Below are 19669 nucleotides of genomic sequence, written 5' to 3' on the forward strand. Positions count from 1 at the left end.
AGAGGGGAATGCGTGGTAATCGCATTCCCCTCTGAAATCGTTTCAATTTGACAACATTATCTATCGGTATGATTAATCAATGACCGTTCTGTTGCCAACTCAGATATTGTTCATATTTACGCAGTGCAATATTGTAATTGCTGAAAGCAGATTGGGATAATTTTTCGCTGAGTTTTTCCTGAATCTTTTCTGTCGTAAACTCACTGGTCGGATAATTACTTGAAGTCAGCAATTCATCCAAACGCCTTAGACGCACCACATATTCACGCACAGTACTATGACTCATCTCTGTTTGCTCAAACAGATACTGTTTAAATGACATAATGTCGAAATAATCAGTCTGGCTATTGCAATAAATCTCACTACAAAAGCGGCACAACGCCACAAATTTACCCTGCAACTCATTCCAGGTTTTGTCATCCACCAATTCAGTCATCTCAGAAATAGCTTCTTTATTGATGACCTGACCGTTAAAAACCAGCGAAATACGGTCAAGGGTTTTATGACAGTGCAGACAATGAGTCTGGCTGTGTTTATAATCTTTGATATAACGGCTAAGAGGCCGTTTCTTTTGTGTTGTAATAGACATAAGAGATAAAGCCCTGTGTATAGTCTTAACAAAAAAAACAAACAAGCAAAAAGTTACTTCTCTGGATTCAGACGTGCCCTCAACCTTTTTATCGCCTGGCTGTGAAGCTGGCTTACGCGGGATTCTCCCACATTAAGCACCGCGCCGATCTCTTTAAGATTCAGTTCTTCCTGATAGTACAACGTAAGAACCATCTTTTCCCGTTCAGGTAACGATTCTATGACCTCGATAACCCGCTGACGAAGATCACCTTCCAGTAATTGTTGCAGAGGATTTGTATCATGCTCCGCCTCAATCACTGGCTCACAGCTTTCACCGTGCATTTCGTGCCACTCGTCATAAGAAAACAGTTGACTGTTATTCGTGTCTAACAGTATTTGCCGATATTCTATCAGATTAATCTTTAATTCTTTAGCAACTTCCTGCTCACTGGCTGGACGGCCTAACTCTTGCTCAAGTTTACGGATGGTCTGCGTGACTTCACGTGCGTTACGCCGCACACTACGCGGAGCCCAATCACGGCTCCTCAACTCATCCAACATTGCACCTCTGATGCGCTGTACCGCATAGGTGGTAAAGGCAGTTCCCTGCATGGAATCAAACCGCTCCACCGCATTCAGTAAGCCTATGCCACCGGCCTGAAGCAAGTCATCGAGTTCTACGTTGGCAGGCAATCTGACCTGTAGCCTCAATGCTTCATGGCGAACTAGTGGTACATAGCGCTTCCAGAGGCTATTTTTGTCCATCACGCCTTCGGCGGTATACAAATCGCTCACAACAACAGACACCTTTGGATAAGAGACTGGATACCATTATCCAGTCCCCTAATCGGTACAATCGTTGGAACAATGAAGTAAAAGCACTTCTTTTTCACCTATGCGAAATTTTTGCTGTCCGCCCAAATGCATAATCAGTTTCAGGCTGTCCTTGACGATATTGATAAAAACAATAACTAAACACTAAAAAATAAGGATCGGCGCACCGATCCTTATTTTATAAGCGTTGTCTATGCAGGTTGCCCTGCATAATTGCCTAACTGGTAAATAAAAATTAACGCAGCAGAGACAGAACGCCTTGTGGAACCTGGTTCGCTTGTGCCAGAACAGCAGTACCCGCCTGTTGCAGGATCTGACCACGGCTCATGTTAGATACTTCAACTGCGTAGTCAGCGTCTTCGATACGGCTACGAGCAGCGCTCAGGTTGTTAACGGTATTGTTCAGGTTATTAACCGTAGATTCCAGACGGTTTTGAACTGCACCTAGGGAGCTGCGCAGGCTGTCAACTTGTGCCAGAGCACTGTCCAGAGCTTCCTGAGGACGATCATTTATAGTTGGAGTGTAATCAGCTTTTTTCGTTACCTTACCATCTTTGTCAATTTCTGCTGTAGCGTATTTAACATCACCCGCAGTGTCTTTATAAGACATCATGTATTCGCCTGGTTTAGGTTTACCATCTTCCATTTTTTGGAAAACTTTGACATCACTGGCACCTGTTACACCTGTGGTATCAAGTTTAGTATCCACTTTTTCCATAATGGCGACACCCTTAGCATCTTTCTTACCTGTATCTTTTTCAATTACCATTGAAGTTTTTTGCTCACCAAAAGCAGAACCTTTAGTTGCATCAAATTTATTCAATTTCAGAACAGTGCTGTCGATTTTTTTCAGATCGATAGTGATAGTTTCATTATCGTTTGCACCAACCTGAACAGTCATTTTGCTATCTTTGCTCAGTACCTTTACTCCATTGAACTGAGTTTGGTCAGAGATACGGTCAATTTCAGCCAGACGCTGAGTCACTTCTTCCTGAATAGATTTCTTGTCACTTTCAGAATTAGTACCGTTTTGAGCCTGAACACTCAATTCACGGATACGTTGCAGATTGCTGTTGATTTCGTTCAGCGCACCTTCGGTAGTTTGAGCAATGGAAATACCGTCGTTTGCGTTACGGGAAGCCTGAGACAGACCTTTAACGTTAGCAGTAAAACGGTTAGCAATCGCTTGACCAGCAGCATCATCCTTCGCGCTGTTAATACGTAAACCAGAGGACAGACGCTCAATAGCAGAACCTAAAACGCCTTTAGATCTAGTCAGGTTATTTTGCGCCAGCAGAGAGGAGTAGTTGGTATTAATGACTGATGCCATAGTAGAGTTCCTTTTAAAATCAAGTCGATATAATGAGTTTGAGCCTATTTGCCCACGGTGTTCATCACCGCCAACAGTTTTATCGGCTCCTTAAAAAGAACCTTTAATATTTCTTGAAAAACTTTTTTATTTTTTTCACAACATTTCCTGATAACCCAAATAGCGCCTGTTCTCATCAACTATTCCAGCCATCAAAAAAATTATTTTGTCAGTAAACTTTTCGCAAATTAGTCCGATAACACACCCAGCGATGCTTTTTATTAAAAGGAGTCAATATGGCTAGCATTTCCTCAGCAGGAGCCACACCTGGGATATCTGGGATACTGGATCAACTTGAAGTAAATGAAAGAAAACGTTTACAACCAATAAAGCAGCAACAAAGCAGCTATAACGCGAAACTAACAGGTTTTGGCACATTAAAAGGCAGTTTGGAAAAATTAAAGAGTGCATCCGAAGAACTCAAAAAATTCGATAAACTCAATACCACTAAAACCAGCGAAGATCATAAAACATTTACCCCAAGTACGGATTCTAAAGCCAGTCCGGGTAACTATATTATTGAAGTTCAACAGCTTGCCAAGGCTCAGTCTTTGCAGTCTCAGGCATTTCCTGATGTAAAAGCCCCATTAGGGGAACAAGGTAAAGGTACTCGTACCATTACTATTACGCAGCCAGGTGAAAAAAAAGCCGGTGAAGAAAAAGAAAAGCCAATTCTTATTTCCCTGAAAGATAATGAAACTTCTCTGGTTGAAATTCGTGACGCGATTAATAAACAAGAAGGCAATGTTAATGCCAGCATTATCAAAGCAGAAGATGATAAAAATTATTTGATCCTGACTTCAAAAAAGGCTGGCACAAAATCAGTCATGACTATCAAGGTTGATGGTGATGATAAACTGGATAACCTGCTGAACTACAAGTATAACAATGAAGGTGTCGGCTCTGGTGCAATGAACCAAGTGGTGGAACCTGCCAATGCAAAATTAACAGTCAATGGAATTGAGATTGAACGCCAAACTAATGAAATAAAGGATGCACCAGAAGGTGTTATTCTAAATCTGAAAAAAGTCTCAGAATCAAAATCAGAAACAGTCACAGAACAAGTTCCGGGAAAAAATGGCACAACCGAAACCAAAACCATAACCAAAGAAATATTTAAATCAGAAACACTGGTTGTTTCCCGTGATATCGAGCCAATGAAAGAAGCAATCAAAAAGTGGGTTGATGCTTATAATGAAGTACAGACTACTTTTACTTCATTGACAAAATTCAAACCTGTTGCAAAAGGTGAAGCGGCTTCAAAAGATAATGGTCCCTTACTGGGTGACAGTACGTTAAAAGGTATTCAAAGCCAACTAAGACAACAACTGTTTGCAGCACAAAATGTTGCGGATATTGCTACCCTGAATAAATTGGGTATCAAACAAAAATTGGATGGCACGCTGGAAATCAGTAACGAAAAACTGGAAAAAAACCTGAAAGAGAAACCTGCCAACGTTAAGGCTTTCTTTATGGGGGATGGAGAAAAAACCGGTTTTGCCACCCAGACTTATAATTTATTGAAAAAAACGCTGGATAGCCATGAAGGGAGTATTGCAACAGCAACCGAAGGTATCAATAAAAGTCTGAAAACACTGGAAAGACAAGCAGAACAAACTAACAGAAACATTGATGCCACAATGACGCGCTATAAAAAACAATTCATTGAACTGGAAAAACTGACTACTTCAATGGATCAGGCACGTTTATCCCTGGCCCAGCTTTTAAAATAAAAAAGGACACTAATGTATCAACGTTCGGCAAGCCAATTATATGCTCAGGTAGATCTTGAGAGCGAAATTATGAATGCCTCTCCCTATCAGTTGATTCAGATATTGTTCAATGGGGCGCTCAGCGCCCTACGTCGTGCAATTATTCTGATGCAACAGGGTAATATCCCGGAGAAAGGTTTAGCTATTTCAAAGGCAATCAATATCATTGATAATGGTCTCAAAGAGGGGTTAGATTTCGAGAAAGGCGGCGAGATTGCCCAAAATCTTTTTGCTTTATATGATTATATGGGTCGTCGTTTACTCCATGCCAATTTACGCAATGATGAGAAGGCTATTACCGAAGTGATTGATTTACTTACCGAGATTTCCGACTCTTGGCGGCAAATAGATCCTCATTACAACGCCAGTCAGGATATTGTTTAATGAAAAATGATACGGATCTTTTGTCAGCTTATCAGCAGATCCTTAGTTTAAGTGAGCAAATGATTGATTTAGCCAGAAATGAAAAGTGGGATGAACTTATTGATATGGAAATCACTTATCTGAAGGCAGTAGAAGTGGTGACTTTACTATCAGAAAATTCAGACGCACCTATTTCATTACAACAGCAATTGACCAAAATTTTGCAAACTGTCTTAGATAATGAAAAAGAAACTAAGAGATTATTGCAAAGAAGATTAAATGAACTCAGCGACCTGATTAAACAGGAAAGCTGTAAGCAACTTTTACATGATACATATGGACAGTTCCCAATCAATAACTATGAGATGGAGTTAACAACAACCGAATCAAAATAGATATCACAAAGGCACCAGTGATTCCATTTAACAATAACTCTGATTAATGGTGTCATTTATTTTTTATTTCAGGTGGTGTCAATTCGTCACTATCATTTTTTTGGTTAACCTAATTCGGCACTTTATTGTATTGATATTTTGCAAACAATCAAGGTATCTTATATGGTTTTTAACAAAAATTTAACCATCAAATGATAGTGGCGATTCTGATTCTATGAGGTAATTAACAGGCGATATTATCATCACGTATTTTTTGGGTCATGCATTCAATCCGTTGTTCTGCTTTAAAGATAGTATTCTCTTTCAATAAAAGTCCCGATAACTTTGTCATGCATCTCAGGGGATTTTGAATAGCCGAGTGTTTTACGGTTCAATCGTTTAACTCTGTTGCGAAGTGTAAGATTTTCCCGCTCGATACGTTGCGTGAAACTTTTCCCGACGAGGTGTGTATTTTCAGGCAACATATTGTCAGTTTTAAATTTATCGATACACCAAAAAGCAACATTGAATCGCGCTAATTTTTTCAGAAGCTTTTTAAGCGTTTTTTTGCTCCGCCTTCCAAACATGTAAGCGATGATGTCCCGCATCGTCTTTACCGTGCTTTTTGACGAATTCTGTTCGTTGGCAAAATCGATATTTTACTTCAATCATCGCCATTTAATTTCTCCGAAAAAGGGAATTATATACCACCATCAACGGATTGAATACGTGACCGAAATAATAACCGTTTTAAAAAATATCATCTTGTGTGGACAAGTTGTTTTATGAATATGAAGGGTATATATCATCACATGATAGTAAGCGGGCATCCGATAAGGATTTAAACATATTGGCTAAAAAAATTCGAGAGCATTCAGGAAATAAATAGATAGTTTCTTCAAATGAAAAACTTTAATTTGGCTTTTATTGAATGAATGCATACTACGTGGGATATCCAAGCAAATCGGCTACGCGATGGGAACGGGTGGCAGCATGGGTTATTCCTGTAGCCACTCAGGGAATGGACACAGAAATATTTACTTTAGTTTCAGGTAGTAATTAATTGTTAAGTATTATTCGCTTGTTGTTGAGTGGAATAGGTTTGATAGTAGCCAGAGTAAGATCTATTCGTTCATTCATGGAGGTTTTTATGGCTGGTCCGTTTGTCTGCTACATTTGTCAGAAAACTTTTGCTACTCAATAAGCATGTCAAATTCATGAATTAAGCCATGGAGAAAACAGACCACATTCTTGTACTTTTGAGGGTTGCAAATATACCTTTAAAACTAAGCGTGACTTAGCTAGGCATACGCGAACACATACAGGGGAGAAACCTTTTCCGTGTACTTTTTGGGGTTGCAAATACGCCCATGACACAAAATTCTCCTACCCATCCTCTAACATTAGATGATTGGGCCGTACTTGAGGAATTTATAGAACCAGATTCATTACATCCAAGACTGTCTATCGGCACTAGAGCCGGAACATCTGGACTACCTCAGCCTTCATCTTCTACTCAAAGTCGTCCTCAACAAGCAGGAGGCCCAATAGGACATCAAAGACAACCACAACGGTATGGACCAATGGCAACAACAAGCTCTGTATCACTTACTCCTGTCAGGTCTCGATCACGTGATCCTGTCGCTGCACAATTAAATGTTACTGAAAGCGTCTAAACCTGCATACTCATAATCTCGTGATACGCGCTAACCAGTTTATTCCTCACCTGAATACCCATTTGCAGAGAAATGGTCGATTTTTGTATATTCACCATGACATCATTTAGCTCCACGCCTGGAACTCCCAGCGTGAAATCTTGTGCTTGCCTCGTTGCGCTCAGGCGTGTCTGGTTTATTTTTTCCACTGCCGTAGTCAGTTGGCTGGCAAAACTGCCTTGTATTGGCATGGGGTTGGCAATGTTTGCTGCTTGTAAAGCCTGAACCTGCATCTGTTGCAGCACACCTTCAATTGCCGGAATTGACATAAAAACCTCGCGTTAAATTACCCTATTGATTATGTGATGCCACCGTAACATAGCCTTTCTGAACTAAAGCGGGTAATTGAAGTAAAAATTCGAAGCTTATTGTGCCATTAAAAGAGGTACGAACAGCGAATAATGATGGGATTAATAATAGGAAGAATCTTTTCGCTTGCGTATGGGGAGTCTGTTTTGTTACGCCACGCTTTTAGTATTCATGTTGACCAGCAAGGCAAGGATCGTCTATGAGTGCAGCAACAACCGACGTTGAAAACCAAAATAAAGGCTTCAACGCTATCATCAGCAGGATAAAAGCTGATCCAAAAGTTCCGTTATTAGTTGCTGGCTCCGCTGCCATCGCTATCTTTGTCGCCCTGTTTCTCTGGTTGCGCAGTCCCGACTATCGGGTACTTTACAGCAATTTGAGCGATAAGGATGGTGGCGAGATTGTTACGCAATTAACCCAAATGAACATCCCTTATCGTTTTGCCGAGAATGGCGCAGCACTCATGATACCTACTGATAAGGTGCATGAGACTCGCCTGAAACTGGCACAACAAGGTCTGCCCAAAGGGGGAGCTGCGGGTTTCGAACTCTTGGATAAAGAAAAATTCGGTATCAGCCAGTTCAGTGAGCAGGTAAATTACCAACGCGCGCTGGAAGGTGAGTTGGCTCGTACCGTGGAATCGCTCGGTCCAGTCCAGAGCGCGCGCGTCCATCTGGCTCTGCCTAAACCTTCATTGTTCGTTCGTGAACAAAAATCGCCGTCAGCCTCTGTGACTGTGGGGTTGCTACAAGGCCGGGTGCTGGATGAAGGACAAATTAATGCCATCGTGCATATGGTTTCAAGTAGTGTTGCCGGCTTACCCGCCAGCAATGTCACGATTGTAGATCAATCCGGTCGCCTGTTAACACAAAGTGATGCCACTAGCCGCGATTTGAATACCACTCAGTTGAAATATACACAGGAAGTGGAAAACCGTTTCCAGCATCGGATTGAAACCATTCTGGCACCGGTAGTCGGCCGTGGCAATGTGCATGCACAGGTCACTGCACAAATTGACTTCTCTCGCCGCGAAGAAACCGCAGAAGAATATAAACCTAACCAGCCACCGAACCAGGCTGCTGTCCGTTCTAAACAAAGCAGTAACAGCGAGCAAAGCGGCGGGCCACTGGTAGGTGGAGTTCCCGGTGCATTATCAAACCAGCCAAGTGCTGCGCCAAGTGCACCCATTGAAAAATCGAACGCAAATGCCAAAGGCAACAGTGACGAAAAATCTGACCAACAGCGCAGTAACGCTAACAAAAATAATAGTTACGAGCGTATGTTAAGCAACAACCGCAATAACCGTTATGACGAAACCACTAACTATGAAGTCGATCGCACCATTCGTCATACCCAATTGCAGGCTGGCGCAGTGGAACGCCTTTCGGTTGCGGTTGTGGTCAACTATGCCACCGTGAAGGGAGAAAATGGCCCTGAAACACAAGCGCTGACACCAGAACAGCTATCACAAATCGAAGCATTGACTCGTGAAGCCATGGGCTTCTCTGCTGACCGTGGCGATAGCCTGAATGTGGTTAACACACCGTTCAATGACTCCACCGAAGTGATAGAACCTTTGCCATTCTGGCAGCACCCTGCTCTACTGGAGAAACTGTTAGAAGCAGGTCGTTGGTTACTGTTGGTACTGGTTGCATGGCTACTGTGGCGTAAGATGATCATGCCACAAATCGCCAAAAAACGTGCCGCGGAAAAAGCTGCGCTGGAAGCGCAAAAGAACCCGCCGAAACAGAAAACAGAAACCAATGCTGAATTGGATGAAAAAATGCGCCGCAAACTGGCTCGCCAACGTGTCAATGTTGAGCTCCAAAGCCAGCGCCTGCGTGAACTTGCAGAAAAAGATCCTCGCGTCGTCGCGCTGGTGATCCGTCAATGGATGAGTAACGAACAATGAGCCTGACCGGAACAGAAAGAAGTGCCGTCATGTTAATGACCCTGGGAGAAGATCAGGCGGCCGAGGTGTTCAAACACCTGAATTCCAGAGAAGTGCAACAACTGAGTGTCGCGATGGCGGGAATGAAACAGGTCTCTAATCAGCAACTGGTTGAAGTACTGGCAGAGTTTGAAGAAGATGCAGGGCAGTTTACTGCCCTTAGCATCAACGCAAATGACTATCTGCGCAATGTACTGATCAAGGCATTAGGCGAAGAACGAGCTTCCAGCCTGCTTGAGGATATCCTTGAGTCCCGTGATACCACGACGGGCATCGAAACCCTCAACTTTATGGAACCACAGATGGCGGCCGACATGATCCGCGATGAACATCCACAGATCATCGCCACCATTTTGGTTCACTTGAACCGTGGTCAGGCTGCCGATATCCTCGCCCTGTTTGATGATCGCCTGCGTAACGATGTCATGCTGCGTATCGCCACTTTTGGGGGGGTACAACCCTCCGCGTTGGCGGAATTGACGGAAGTACTGAATAACCTGCTGGATGGTCAGAACCTGAAACGCAGCAAGATGGGAGGTATTCGTACTGCGGCTGAAATCATCAACTTGATGAAAAGCCAGCAAGAAGAAGGTGTCATTGACGCAGTTCGTTCCTACGATAACGAACTGGCACAGAAAATCATTGATGAGATGTTCCTGTTCGAAAATCTTATCAGTGTGGACGATCGCAGTATCCAACGTCTGTTGCAGGAGGTTTCCACCGATTCCTTGCTGGTGGCATTAAAAGGTTGCGATCAGGCATTGCGCGACCACTTCCTCAACAATATGTCGCAGCGTGCTGCTGAAATCATGCGCGATGATTTGGCAAACCGTGGCCCTGTGCGGATGTCTCAAGTGGAAGCCGAACAGAAAGCCATCCTGCTTGTTGTTCGTCGTCTGGCAGAAAGTGGCGAAATGATCCTGAACGGTGGTGACGATACCTATGTCTGATAAGTCGAATAATGGAAACTGGCGACTGTGGCAGCCAGGCGAATTGACTCAGTGGGAAACTCTGCGGGCAAAACTGGAACCTATAGATGAAGAACAGCAACCAAGCGAACAAGATCGGCTACTGGAACAAGCAAGAATACTGGACGAGCTAAAAGAGCAGGCGCGTCAGGCTGGTCATGTGCAGGGTTTTGCAGAAGGCCAGATACAAGGCTATGAACAAGGAGTTCAGGAAGGCCGCCAAGCAGGACAAGAACAAGGTTTGCAGGAAGCCAAACAACAGCAGCAAGTTATTATTGATCAGTGGAAAACTTTGCTAACAGATTTTAGCCATTCACTGGATGGGTTGGATACCGTGATTGCTTCCCGCCTGATGCAACTTGCATTAACTGCTGCCCAGCATATTCTGGGGCAGCCTGCGGTTTGTGATGGCACTGCCCTGCTAAATCAGATCCGCGAATTTATCCAGCAAGAACCTATGTTCAGCGGCAAACCCCAATTGCGTATCCATCCACAAAATATTCCTCTGGTTGAACAGCAACTGGGGGAAGTTTTGGCGCTACACGGCTGGCGTTTAATTGCAGATAACAAACTGCATCCAGGCGGCTGTAAAGTCAGCGCCGATGAAGGGGATATGGACGCCAGTTTAGCTACCCGCTGGCATGAAATGTGTCGTCTGGCAGCACCGGGAGAATTGTGATGACGGCAAGATTGGGTCGCTGGCTGGCAACGTTGGATTCATTAGAAAAGCGGCTGGAAAAAACACCAAAGGTACGTCGCTATGGGCGCCTGACTCGCGCCACAGGCTTGGTACTGGAAGCCACTGGCTTACATATGCCTCTCGGTGCTACCTGCCTGATAGAACGCCAAAATGGCAACACCATTGAAGAAGTGGAAAGTGAAGTCGTCGGTTTCAATGGCGAAAAACTGTTGCTGATGCCACTGGAAGAATTGGAAGGTATTGTACCGGGCGCTCGCGTCTATGCCCGTTCTTATGGCGAAGATACGGGAGCCGGACGCCGCCTGCCTCTGGGAGCGGAATTACTCGGCAGAGTTCTGGATGGTGCAGGCCGCCCCCTTGATGGTTTACCTGCCCCCGATACAGGTTATCGCGCCCCCTTGACAACAACGCCATTTAATCCCCTGCAAAGAACCCCCATCAGTAATGTATTGGATGTTGGCGTTCGTGCCATCAATGCCCTGCTGACAGTGGGACGTGGGCAACGTATGGGTTTATTTGCCGGCTCCGGTGTCGGTAAAAGTGTGCTGCTTGGCATGATGGCGCGTTATACCCAAGCCGATGTGATCGTTGTGGGATTAATTGGTGAGCGTGGTCGTGAAGTTAAAGACTTTATCGAAAATATTTTGGGCACAGAGGGATTATCACGCTCGGTCGTCGTTGCCGCTCCCGCCGACGTTTCACCTTTGCTGAGGATGCAAGGGGCCGCTTATGCAACGCGTATCGCCGAAGATTTCCGGGACAGAGGCAAACATGTTTTGTTGATCATGGATTCTCTGACCCGTTACAGCATGGCACAACGTGAAATTGCACTGGCTATCGGAGAACCACCGGCAACCAAAGGTTACCCCCCTTCTGTATTTGCCAAGTTACCGGCACTGGTGGAAAGAGCCGGTAATGGTGTCAGTGATGGCGGCTCCATTACTGCATTTTACACCGTGTTGACAGAAGGTGATGACCAGCAAGATCCGATCGCTGATGCTGCACGAGCCATCCTGGATGGTCATATCGTGCTATCACGTTCGCTGGCGGAATCTGGTCATTATCCGGCTATTGATATTGAGGCTTCTATCAGTCGTGCTATGACTGCGTTGATCGATAATACCCATTATCGGCGAGTACAACATTTCAAACAGTTGCTTTCCAGTTACCAACGCAACCGAGATTTGATCAACGTTGGGGCTTATGCGGCGGGCAGTGATCCTCTGCTTGACAAGGCGATTGAGCTTTATCCTCATATGGCTCAATTCCTGCAACAAGGCATTGATGAGCGCAGCGAATACGATGAAGCCAGCATTCAGCTTCAACAATTATTGCCAACATAATATTTTTTCTGTGGGAATTTAACTAAAAAATACTTTTGCCAAGAGGTATAACATTTATCAATACGGTGCCGATATAAATTTACTATTGATGTCACTCAGTAACGCTGATGTCTGTTTGGTGATTAATACGAGGAAATCCATGCAACAACACTCCCCTCTCATGACTTTGCGTGAACTTGCCCAGGATGCGGCAGAAAAAGCGGCATCGCAACTTGCGCAGATTCGGCAAAGTCACCAACAAATGGAGCAACAACTCACGGCGTTAATGAATTATCAGGATGAGTATCGTACCCGTCTGAATGACACGCTCAGCAATGGTATGTCCTGCTCTACTTGGCAAAATTATCAGCAATTTATGAAAACGCTGGAAATGGCAATTGAACAGCACAGATTACAACTCAACCAATGGAAAAAGCGTCTTGAACAAGCCATGTCACAATGGCAGGAAAAACAGCAACGCCTGAATGCCTTCGACACACTGCAACAGCGGGCTGAGCATAATTTGAAGTTACACCAAAATCGCATGGAGCAAAAACAAATGGACGAGTACGCGCAACGCGGTGCACAACGGAGAATGAAACAATGAATCTCACTCTTTTGCCTACTGATTTAAAATTCACGGACAAAGGTACGGATAAAAGTCAGCCAACTTTAAATAATACCGTGATCGGTAACCATTCTTCTCAATTTGGCCAACTTCTCAATGCAGAAACAGCCTCTATGCGGAAGCCCACTACTCAGGTGGATAAAAATAGTGTGAAAGAGGAGAAACTCACCGTTGATAAAACAGCAGAAAGCGGCTGGCCGCAAGTGGCAGCTGTGTCAGATAACAGTATGGTCAAGGATAAATCATCGGTAGAAACGGCACTGCAAGAAAACAGTGCCAAATCTGCTGTATTAGAAGATGAAGATCTCTTATCGGCCGAAGCATTAAGTGCGGCGATACCAATCCAGCTTGCTGGACTACTGACTCCTCAGACAAATTCCGCTGTTCTTGCTGAAAACTCACAGGGTTTGATGGACAGTGAATCGTTAGAAAATAAATTGCTGGAAAATTCTTCACCAGAAGATGCATTGCCGGTAAGGGCCTGGCTGGATAGTAAAAACAGCCCTGCTAATACACTGTTGGTTAGCAACGCCAAAGAGAGCAGATTAACTGACAGCAATTTTGTTGAACTGTCTAAAACAGGTGAGCCAGGTGAAGACATTCCACTTTCGGCTAAACAGGCAGCGCCCCCTCTGAACAATAAGACAGAGAGTTTTGTCAACCTTCAATCAGAATTAGCGCCACTCGCCGGACAACACAAACTGACTACCAATAGCCTTGCCACCAATAATAAGGTTGAATCTGGCAAGATCCTGTTCAAAGAGCCAGTTTCAGGTAATAACAAAGATCCCAATCTGCTCCAGATGGCAATTCAGGCAGCGCCTGCATTGTCATCTTCGACGGCAGAAGCAGCTTCTATCGACTCACCTGCTGTATTGGCAACCCCTTCCCTGCTTTCAGCCGGACAGCCTCCAGCGGGACAGTTTCAACTTAACAGTACCACTACACCTTTCACGACACCTTTATTAAATGCTCATCTTGGCAGCGAAGAGTGGCAGCAACAGCTCAATCAACATGTACTGTTCTTTAACCGTAACGGTCTGCAACAGGCAGAACTTCGCTTACATCCTCAAGAGCTGGGAGCATTGCACATCCGCATGAGTGTTGAAGACAATCAAGCACAATTGCATTTTGTTTCTGCCCACCAGAATGTTCGTGCGGCTCTGGAAGCGGCATTACCAGGGTTACGCCATGCATTGGCTGAAAACGGCATTCAATTGGCACAAAGCAGTGTCAACAGTGATGCCCAAGGAAACGGTCAACAAGCGTATTTTGCTAATAATCCGAACAGCAATTCTGATTCCCATGCTGAAACGCAAGAGTCTGATTTAGTAGCTGCAACCGGGATCACAGCCTCCTCTGTATCAGCCATCAGGGTGACACCTCAACAACTCACCTCGGCCAGAGGAGGTATTGATATTTTTGCCTAATTACCACCTAAACATTAGCCTAATTTCGTGAGACATCGGATAAAACGAAAACAGGTCGATAACAAACGTGTGAGTTAATGGTTTTTTCCCCGTTTGTTCCAGCCATTGCCGAAACAAAGACGCGGGATAATTGATCTCGATTTTGATGGATAAGGGCTTCGCCACGGAATGCGCGGAGACTTATTCGCAACAGAAAACAGGAATTTATCTGTCCATGTCTGATTATAGCTACGAGCATAAACGCACAAATCCAATTTGGATGATACTGTTAGTATTGATTGCTGTTCTTGGTGTTGCCATCGGAGGGTATAGCTGGTGGGTAATGAATCAGTCAGCCAATAACAGTACAGAAAAAACCAAAGCCATTGATGCCCCCGTATTTATGACCTTGGAGCCTTTTACCGTCAATTTGATCGACAACGAAGAGCATTTCGATCGTGTTCTGTACGTTGGCATCACATTGCGTTTGACTGACGAGAAAATCCGTCAGCGCTTCCATGAATATCTGCCAGAAGTTCGCAGTCGTATGTTGCTGTTATTATCTCGTCAGAAAGCTGCTGATCTGGCAAAAGATGACGGCAAAATGCATTTGGTGGCAGATATCAAACAGACACTACACCCGACACTAATACCCGGTGAACCCGATCAGGAAATCACCGATGTGTTGTTTACCACGTTTATTCTGCGATAATCACAATGAGTGACAATATTCTTTCACAAGCAGAGATCGACGCTCTGCTCAATGGTGACAGTGCCTCTGCTGATGACGTAGAACAAACTGCGTCCCGAGAAAGTGAGGTTCGCCCTTACGATCCCAATACACAACGTCGTGTTGTACGCGAACGTTTGCAGTCACTGGAAATCATCAACGAACGTTTTGCCCGCCAATTCAGGATGGGGCTGTTTAACATGCTGCGCCGTAGCCCAGATATTACAGTCGGTGCTATCAAAGTTCAGCCTTACCACGAATTTGCCCGCAATCTGGCCGTGCCAACCAACCTTAATCTGGTTCACCTGAAACCATTGAGGGGAACTGCACTATTCGCTTTTGAACCCAGCTTAGTTTATATCGCCGTTGATAACTTGTTTGGGGGTGATGGCCGTTTTCCAACCAAAGTGGAAGGTCGGGAATTTACCTATACCGAACAACGGATCATCAACCGGATGCTGAAACTGGCACTGGATGCCTATCGTGACGCTTGGGATTCCATCTTTAAACTTGAAGTGGAATACGTACGTTCCGAGACGCAGGTGAAATTCACCAATATCACTACTTCACCGAATGACATCGTGGTGACTACTCCGTTCCAAGTGGAGATCGGTGCATTGACCGGGGAATTCAATATCTGTATTCCATTCGCCATGATCGAGCCTCTGCGCGAGCGCCTGACCAATCCCCCTGTGGAAAATGTGCGTCAGGAAGAGAGCCAGTGGCGTGAGAGTTTAGTGAAGCAAGTTCAACATTCAGAATTAGAGCTGGTGGCGAACTTTGTTGATATTCCTCTGCGGCTGTCAAAAATCCTTCAATTGAAAAGAGGCGATATCTTGCCGATTGAAAAACCTGAACGCCTGATCGTTCACGTTGATGGTGTGCCTGTGCTCACCAGTCAATATGGAACACTAAACGGGCAATATGCCCTGCGTGTTGAACACCTGATTAATCCTGTTTTAACTGCTCTGGATGAGGAAAAGCCCAATGAGTGATGCTAAACAACCCACAGATACCAGCTCGACTGAAGATATGTGGGCAGAAGCGCTGGAACAACAGGCCGCACAGCAAACCTCTGACGGCGGCGCGTCAATATTCGAAAATCTGGAAATGCAGGATGCGTTAGCCCAGCTTTCCGATATTGATTTGATCATGGATATTCCTGTCAAGCTCTCTGTCGAGCTAGGCCGTACTAAAATGACCATCAAACAACTGTTGAGACTGTCACAAGGCTCAGTTGTTCCACTTGATGGTCTGGCGGGAGAGCCATTGGATATTCTGATTAATGGTTACTTGATCGCGCAGGGAGAAGTGGTTGTCGTATCCGATAAATACGGTATTCGTATTACAGATATCATCACCCCTTCTGAGCGCATGCGCCGCTTGAGTCGTTAACTATGATGGCGAACCAGCCTTCCGTTCATATTTCTTTTCAACAGGGTGCGGCATCTGATGCTGCACCTGTTAACACAGCAGCTAGCTATGCCCATGTGAATACGATCACACAAACAGGCAATAGTGATCCCCTACCAGCCAGTCAAACACTGATGCAAGTCAGCAGTGCTCTTGGCGGTATTTTATTGCTAATTTTCTTCATCACATGGCTAGTTCGCCGTTTGGGTTTTTCCCCTGCTAAAGGCAAAAATCATCGTTTGCTAAACGTTAAGGCAAGTTGCTCCCTTGGGCCAAAAGAACGGGTTGTTGTGGTAGAAGTTGAAGATAACTGGCTGGTCTTAGGAGTCACATCCCAACAGATTAATATGCTGCATCAAATGCCTACTCCCCCTGACAACATGGACAAGGAAACCGCGCTCAAGTCGTTGCCATTTGGTCAGATGCTAAAAAATACACTCCAGCGAAAAAGCAAAAATAACAAGGACGATGATGAAAAATAGCGTTTTTTTTATGACAGGCAAAAAATTTGTCTCGCGGCTTTCTCCAATGCGTTTGACGACTCTGTTTATGGCGTTCCTGCTGCCACTGTTCCCCATGAGCGCGGCTGCCGAGTTTCCTGGTATCATCAGCCAGCCCTTAGCCAATGGCGGACAAAGTTGGTCATTGCCAGTCCAAACCCTGATTTTCATCACAGCACTGGGGTTCATTCCCGCAGCGCTACTAATGATGACCAGTTTTACCCGTATCATTATTGTACTTGGTTTGCTGCGCAATGCGCTGGGAACGCCTTCTGCCCCGCCTAATCAGGTTATGTTAGGTCTGGCATTGTTTATGACTTTTTTCATTATGGCGCCAGTATTCGACAAAGTTTACCAAAATGCTTACCTGCCCTACAGTGAGGATAAAATCACTCTGGAAGTCGCACTGGATCAGGGAGCCAAGCCTTTGCGCCAATTCATGTTACGTCAGACACGGGAAAATGATCTGGCACTGTTTGCCCGTCTTGCCGATCAGGGCGCATTTGAAACCGCGGATGCTGTTCCAATGCGCGTGCTCGTTCCCGCGTTTATTACCAGTGAATTAAAAACCGCGTTCCAGATTGGTTTTACGCTCTTCATTCCGTTCCTGATCATCGATCTGGTTGTTGCCAGTGTCCTGATGGCGTTGGGGATGATGATGGTTCCACCTGCGACCATTTCACTGCCGTTCAAACTTATGCTGTTTGTTCTGGTAGATGGCTGGCAACTCTTGCTGGGTTCACTGGCACAAAGTTTTTATGTTTAGCGTAAGACCTAAATCTTATTGGAATAAAGAGCAAAAAGCGGGTTGAGGAAATTATGACTCCAGAATCGGTAATGGCCCTCGGTGTTGAGGCAATGAAAGTGGCGTTAGCACTGGCCGCACCTCCTCTTTTATCGGCTTTAATCAGTGGCTTAATCATCAGCTTATTACAGGCGGCAACTCAGGTAAACGAGATGACTTTATCGTTTATTCCAAAAATCCTGGCCGTCTTCGTGACTATCGTTACTGCCGGACCATGGATGTTAAATTTATTGCTGGATTACATGCGCACTCTGTTTAGCAGTATTCCGGCTATTATCGGTTAATTATGATCCCGTTTGATAGCGAAACACTTTCTCGCCTCGTCAGCGATTTTTTCTGGCCATTGGTGCGCCTGCTGGCCTTGTTCAGCACCGCACCCGTTTTCAGTGAAAAACAGATACCGATAAAAGTTAAAATTAGCTTGGCCTTAGCGATCACAGCGTTACTCGTTCCAACCCTTCCCTCCCCGCAAATTCCGATTTTTTCGGTTGCCGGAATTTGGGTCTTGATACAACAAATATTGATTGGTATGGCCTTGGGACTGACCATGCAGATCGCTTTTGCCGTAGTACGTCACGCAGGTGAAGTGCTCGGCTTACAAATGGGACTTTCATTCGCCACATTTTTTGATCCTACTGGTGGCCCGAATATGCCTATCTTAGCCCGCATCCTCAACATGATGATGATGTTGCTGTTCCTGGCTCTTGATGGACATTTGTGGCTATTATCAATTCTGGCCGATACGTTTTATTCCATTCCCATTCAATCAGCCCAATTGAATCCAAGAGGTTTCTTATTGCTATCCCAAAGTGCCAGCCTGATTTTTATCAATGGCATGATGCTGGCAATGCCAATGATTACCTTACTTTTAGTTCTGAACTTCTCCCTGGGTATGTTAAACCGGATGACACCACAACTTTCTGTATTTGTGGTCGGTTTTCCATTGACTCTGACTGTAGGGATTTTCACGCTTTCCCTGTTATTTCCAACATTAGTGCCATTCACTGAGCGATTATTTGGGGAAATGTTTGACCATTTGGCAATAATCATTCATGAACTGGTACTGTAGCTGCTATTTTTCTGTTCACCCCGCCAATCTGGGTCATGCTCCCAATGATTAGATCTGTTATGAAATATAGTATTCACGTTCAATGAACGTACCTACCACTTTGTCATGCATCTCTTCGGATTTGGAATAACCTATTGTTTTTCTATTCAGCCTCTTTATCCGGATACGAAGCGTAAGATTTGTTCTCTCGATACGTTGGGTAAATTTCTTTCCCGTGAGGTGTTTTTCCTGAGGCAGGTAATCGTAAACGGCATAATCATCTGTACAGTAAAACCGGATAGTAAAAGGAGACAAGAGTGCCAGCAGCTTTTTCAATGTTTTCCTGCTGCGATCCCCAAACACATGTGCCACTACCCGTTTCTTATTCGGCTCCCAGGCATACCAGAGCCAGCGTTGATTTTTCTTATTACCGACAAATGACCACTGCTCATCTATTTCACAGACAAGATGAATCTCACTGCCCGCAAGCGGCAGCGTAGTCACTTGTCTTGGTGTGAGTTTTTTAATGTGCGAATGACGGTGTTAATGCCGACTTTCAGAACCCGAGCCGTGTCCCTGACACCGGAGTTATTCACTGCCATATCAATAATTTGCTCTTTCACGCCGGGATAACAGGCTTGATAGGCATAATTCAGTTGAAAGGTTTTACGGCAGGCATAGCAGTGATAGCGGGGATGACCAGTACGCCCTTTTCCATGCCCTTTAACCTCTTCTGTTTTATGACAGTAACGACAAACCACATCAACTTTAGCCATCTCTCACCCCATAATAAAAAGCAGGGAGTTTATCACAAGATCTAATCATTGGGAGCATGACCCCAATCTGGCGGGATAACTTCCACCTTACCCCGATATTCTTCTTCAACCAT

The 19669-nt window shown here is 44.7% G+C and carries 21 protein-coding genes and 1 pseudogene; 16 read left to right on the forward strand and 6 right to left on the reverse strand.

Going from position 1 to position 19669, the window contains the following annotated elements; genetic code table 11:
• Nucleotides 1-76 precede the first annotated feature (76 nt).
• The 3 genes from fliZ to ACE1SE_RS10525 all read right to left on the reverse strand — a co-directional run bounded on the left by fliZ (nucleotide 77) and on the right by ACE1SE_RS10525 (nucleotide 2734).
• Entirely contained in the window at nucleotides 77-589 is a 513-nt protein-coding gene (fliZ, locus tag ACE1SE_RS10515; RefSeq protein ID WP_189760624.1) for a flagella biosynthesis regulatory protein FliZ, read from the reverse strand.
• A 53-nt stretch (nucleotides 590-642) separates the two neighbouring features.
• On the reverse strand, nucleotides 643-1365 hold the full coding sequence (locus ACE1SE_RS10520) for an RNA polymerase sigma factor FliA (RefSeq protein WP_374050851.1): 723 nt from the start codon (nucleotides 1363-1365) through the stop codon (nucleotides 643-645).
• Between the two features lie 274 nt (nucleotides 1366-1639).
• A complete protein-coding gene (locus ACE1SE_RS10525; protein ID WP_374050852.1) occupies nucleotides 1640-2734 on the reverse strand; it encodes a FliC/FljB family flagellin in 1095 nt (364 codons plus the stop codon).
• A gap of 275 nt (nucleotides 2735-3009) precedes the next feature.
• Here ACE1SE_RS10525 and fliD point away from each other — a divergent pair, with 275 nt between their 5' ends.
• From fliD to fliT, 3 genes are read left to right on the forward strand one after another with little or no spacing between them, the layout of a single operon-like run.
• The gene (gene fliD / locus ACE1SE_RS10530) at nucleotides 3010-4506 is read left to right on the forward strand and encodes a flagellar filament capping protein FliD (RefSeq protein WP_374050853.1); all 1497 of its coding nucleotides are present in this window, start codon (nucleotides 3010-3012) and stop codon (nucleotides 4504-4506) included.
• A gap of 12 nt (nucleotides 4507-4518) precedes the next feature.
• Complete coding sequence (gene fliS / locus ACE1SE_RS10535; protein ID WP_374050854.1) at nucleotides 4519-4929, forward strand: flagellar export chaperone FliS; 411 nt, start codon at nucleotides 4519-4521, stop codon at nucleotides 4927-4929.
• Nucleotides 4929-5303 (forward strand): flagella biosynthesis regulatory protein FliT, encoded by a 375-nt coding sequence (fliT, locus tag ACE1SE_RS10540; RefSeq protein ID WP_338885264.1) that lies wholly within the window; start codon nucleotides 4929-4931, stop codon nucleotides 5301-5303. The genes fliS and fliT overlap by 1 nt, the downstream gene beginning before the upstream one ends.
• 284 nt (nucleotides 5304-5587) lie before the next feature.
• On the opposite strand, the pseudogene ACE1SE_RS10545 reads toward fliT, so the two are convergent.
• Nucleotides 5588-5890: pseudogene (locus ACE1SE_RS10545) on the reverse strand (IS1 family transposase); the annotation flags it as partial.
• A gap of 1064 nt (nucleotides 5891-6954) precedes the next feature.
• The gene (fliE, locus tag ACE1SE_RS10550) at nucleotides 6955-7266 is read right to left on the reverse strand and encodes a flagellar hook-basal body complex protein FliE (protein ID WP_374050855.1); all 312 of its coding nucleotides are present in this window, start codon (nucleotides 7264-7266) and stop codon (nucleotides 6955-6957) included.
• A 239-nt stretch (nucleotides 7267-7505) separates the two neighbouring features.
• On the opposite strand from fliE, the gene fliF reads away from it, so the two are divergent.
• The 13 genes from fliF (at nucleotide 7506) to fliR (ending at nucleotide 18801) form a co-directional block, all read left to right on the forward strand.
• Nucleotides 7506-9218 (forward strand): flagellar basal-body MS-ring/collar protein FliF, encoded by a 1713-nt coding sequence (gene fliF / locus ACE1SE_RS10555; protein ID WP_374050856.1) that lies wholly within the window; start codon nucleotides 7506-7508, stop codon nucleotides 9216-9218.
• On the forward strand, nucleotides 9215-10207 hold the full coding sequence (gene fliG, locus ACE1SE_RS10560; protein WP_374050857.1) for a flagellar motor switch protein FliG: 993 nt from the start codon (nucleotides 9215-9217) through the stop codon (nucleotides 10205-10207). The genes fliF and fliG overlap by 4 nt, the downstream gene beginning before the upstream one ends.
• On the forward strand, nucleotides 10200-10904 hold the full coding sequence (gene fliH / locus ACE1SE_RS10565) for a flagellar assembly protein FliH (RefSeq protein WP_374050858.1): 705 nt from the start codon (nucleotides 10200-10202) through the stop codon (nucleotides 10902-10904). The genes fliG and fliH overlap by 8 nt, the downstream gene beginning before the upstream one ends.
• Entirely contained in the window at nucleotides 10904-12268 is a 1365-nt protein-coding gene (fliI, locus tag ACE1SE_RS10570; RefSeq protein WP_374050859.1) for a flagellar protein export ATPase FliI, read from the forward strand. Before fliH ends, fliI begins: the two co-directional genes overlap by 1 nt.
• A gap of 139 nt (nucleotides 12269-12407) precedes the next feature.
• Nucleotides 12408-12854, forward strand: a complete 447-nt coding sequence (gene fliJ, locus ACE1SE_RS10575; protein WP_189759190.1) for a flagellar export protein FliJ — start codon at nucleotides 12408-12410, stop codon at nucleotides 12852-12854.
• On the forward strand, nucleotides 12851-14305 hold the full coding sequence (locus ACE1SE_RS10580) for a flagellar hook-length control protein FliK (protein ID WP_374050860.1): 1455 nt from the start codon (nucleotides 12851-12853) through the stop codon (nucleotides 14303-14305). The genes fliJ and ACE1SE_RS10580 overlap by 4 nt, the downstream gene beginning before the upstream one ends.
• 214 nt (nucleotides 14306-14519) lie before the next feature.
• Nucleotides 14520-14996, forward strand: a complete 477-nt coding sequence (gene fliL, locus ACE1SE_RS10585) for a flagellar basal body-associated protein FliL (RefSeq protein WP_374050861.1) — start codon at nucleotides 14520-14522, stop codon at nucleotides 14994-14996.
• 5 nt (nucleotides 14997-15001) lie between these two features.
• Entirely contained in the window at nucleotides 15002-16009 is a 1008-nt protein-coding gene (gene fliM / locus ACE1SE_RS10590; protein ID WP_374050862.1) for a flagellar motor switch protein FliM, read from the forward strand.
• Nucleotides 16002-16409 (forward strand): flagellar motor switch protein FliN, encoded by a 408-nt coding sequence (gene fliN / locus ACE1SE_RS10595; protein WP_374050863.1) that lies wholly within the window; start codon nucleotides 16002-16004, stop codon nucleotides 16407-16409. Before fliM ends, fliN begins: the two co-directional genes overlap by 8 nt.
• A gap of 2 nt (nucleotides 16410-16411) precedes the next feature.
• On the forward strand, nucleotides 16412-16909 hold the full coding sequence (fliO, locus tag ACE1SE_RS10600) for a flagellar biosynthetic protein FliO (protein WP_374050864.1): 498 nt from the start codon (nucleotides 16412-16414) through the stop codon (nucleotides 16907-16909).
• 46 nt (nucleotides 16910-16955) lie between these two features.
• On the forward strand, nucleotides 16956-17693 hold the full coding sequence (gene fliP, locus ACE1SE_RS10605) for a flagellar type III secretion system pore protein FliP (protein WP_374053647.1): 738 nt from the start codon (nucleotides 16956-16958) through the stop codon (nucleotides 17691-17693).
• A 53-nt stretch (nucleotides 17694-17746) separates the two neighbouring features.
• Entirely contained in the window at nucleotides 17747-18016 is a 270-nt protein-coding gene (gene fliQ, locus ACE1SE_RS10610) for a flagellar biosynthesis protein FliQ (RefSeq protein ID WP_047767907.1), read from the forward strand.
• A gap of 2 nt (nucleotides 18017-18018) precedes the next feature.
• On the forward strand, nucleotides 18019-18801 hold the full coding sequence (fliR, locus tag ACE1SE_RS10615; protein WP_374050865.1) for a flagellar biosynthetic protein FliR: 783 nt from the start codon (nucleotides 18019-18021) through the stop codon (nucleotides 18799-18801).
• 57 nt (nucleotides 18802-18858) lie between these two features.
• On the opposite strand, the gene ACE1SE_RS10620 is transcribed toward fliR, so the two are convergent.
• Nucleotides 18859-19556, reverse strand: a protein-coding gene (locus ACE1SE_RS10620) for an IS1 family transposase (protein WP_374050866.1) whose coding sequence is annotated in 2 segments (ribosomal slippage) — nucleotides 18859-19307 and nucleotides 19307-19556 — 699 coding nt in all. Because the reading frame shifts where the segments join, the coding sequence is not laid out codon by codon here.
• Between the last annotated feature and the right edge of the window lie 113 nt (nucleotides 19557-19669).

Source organism: Xenorhabdus taiwanensis, assembly GCF_036512875.1.
Taxonomy (GTDB): domain Bacteria; phylum Pseudomonadota; class Gammaproteobacteria; order Enterobacterales; family Enterobacteriaceae; genus Xenorhabdus; species Xenorhabdus taiwanensis.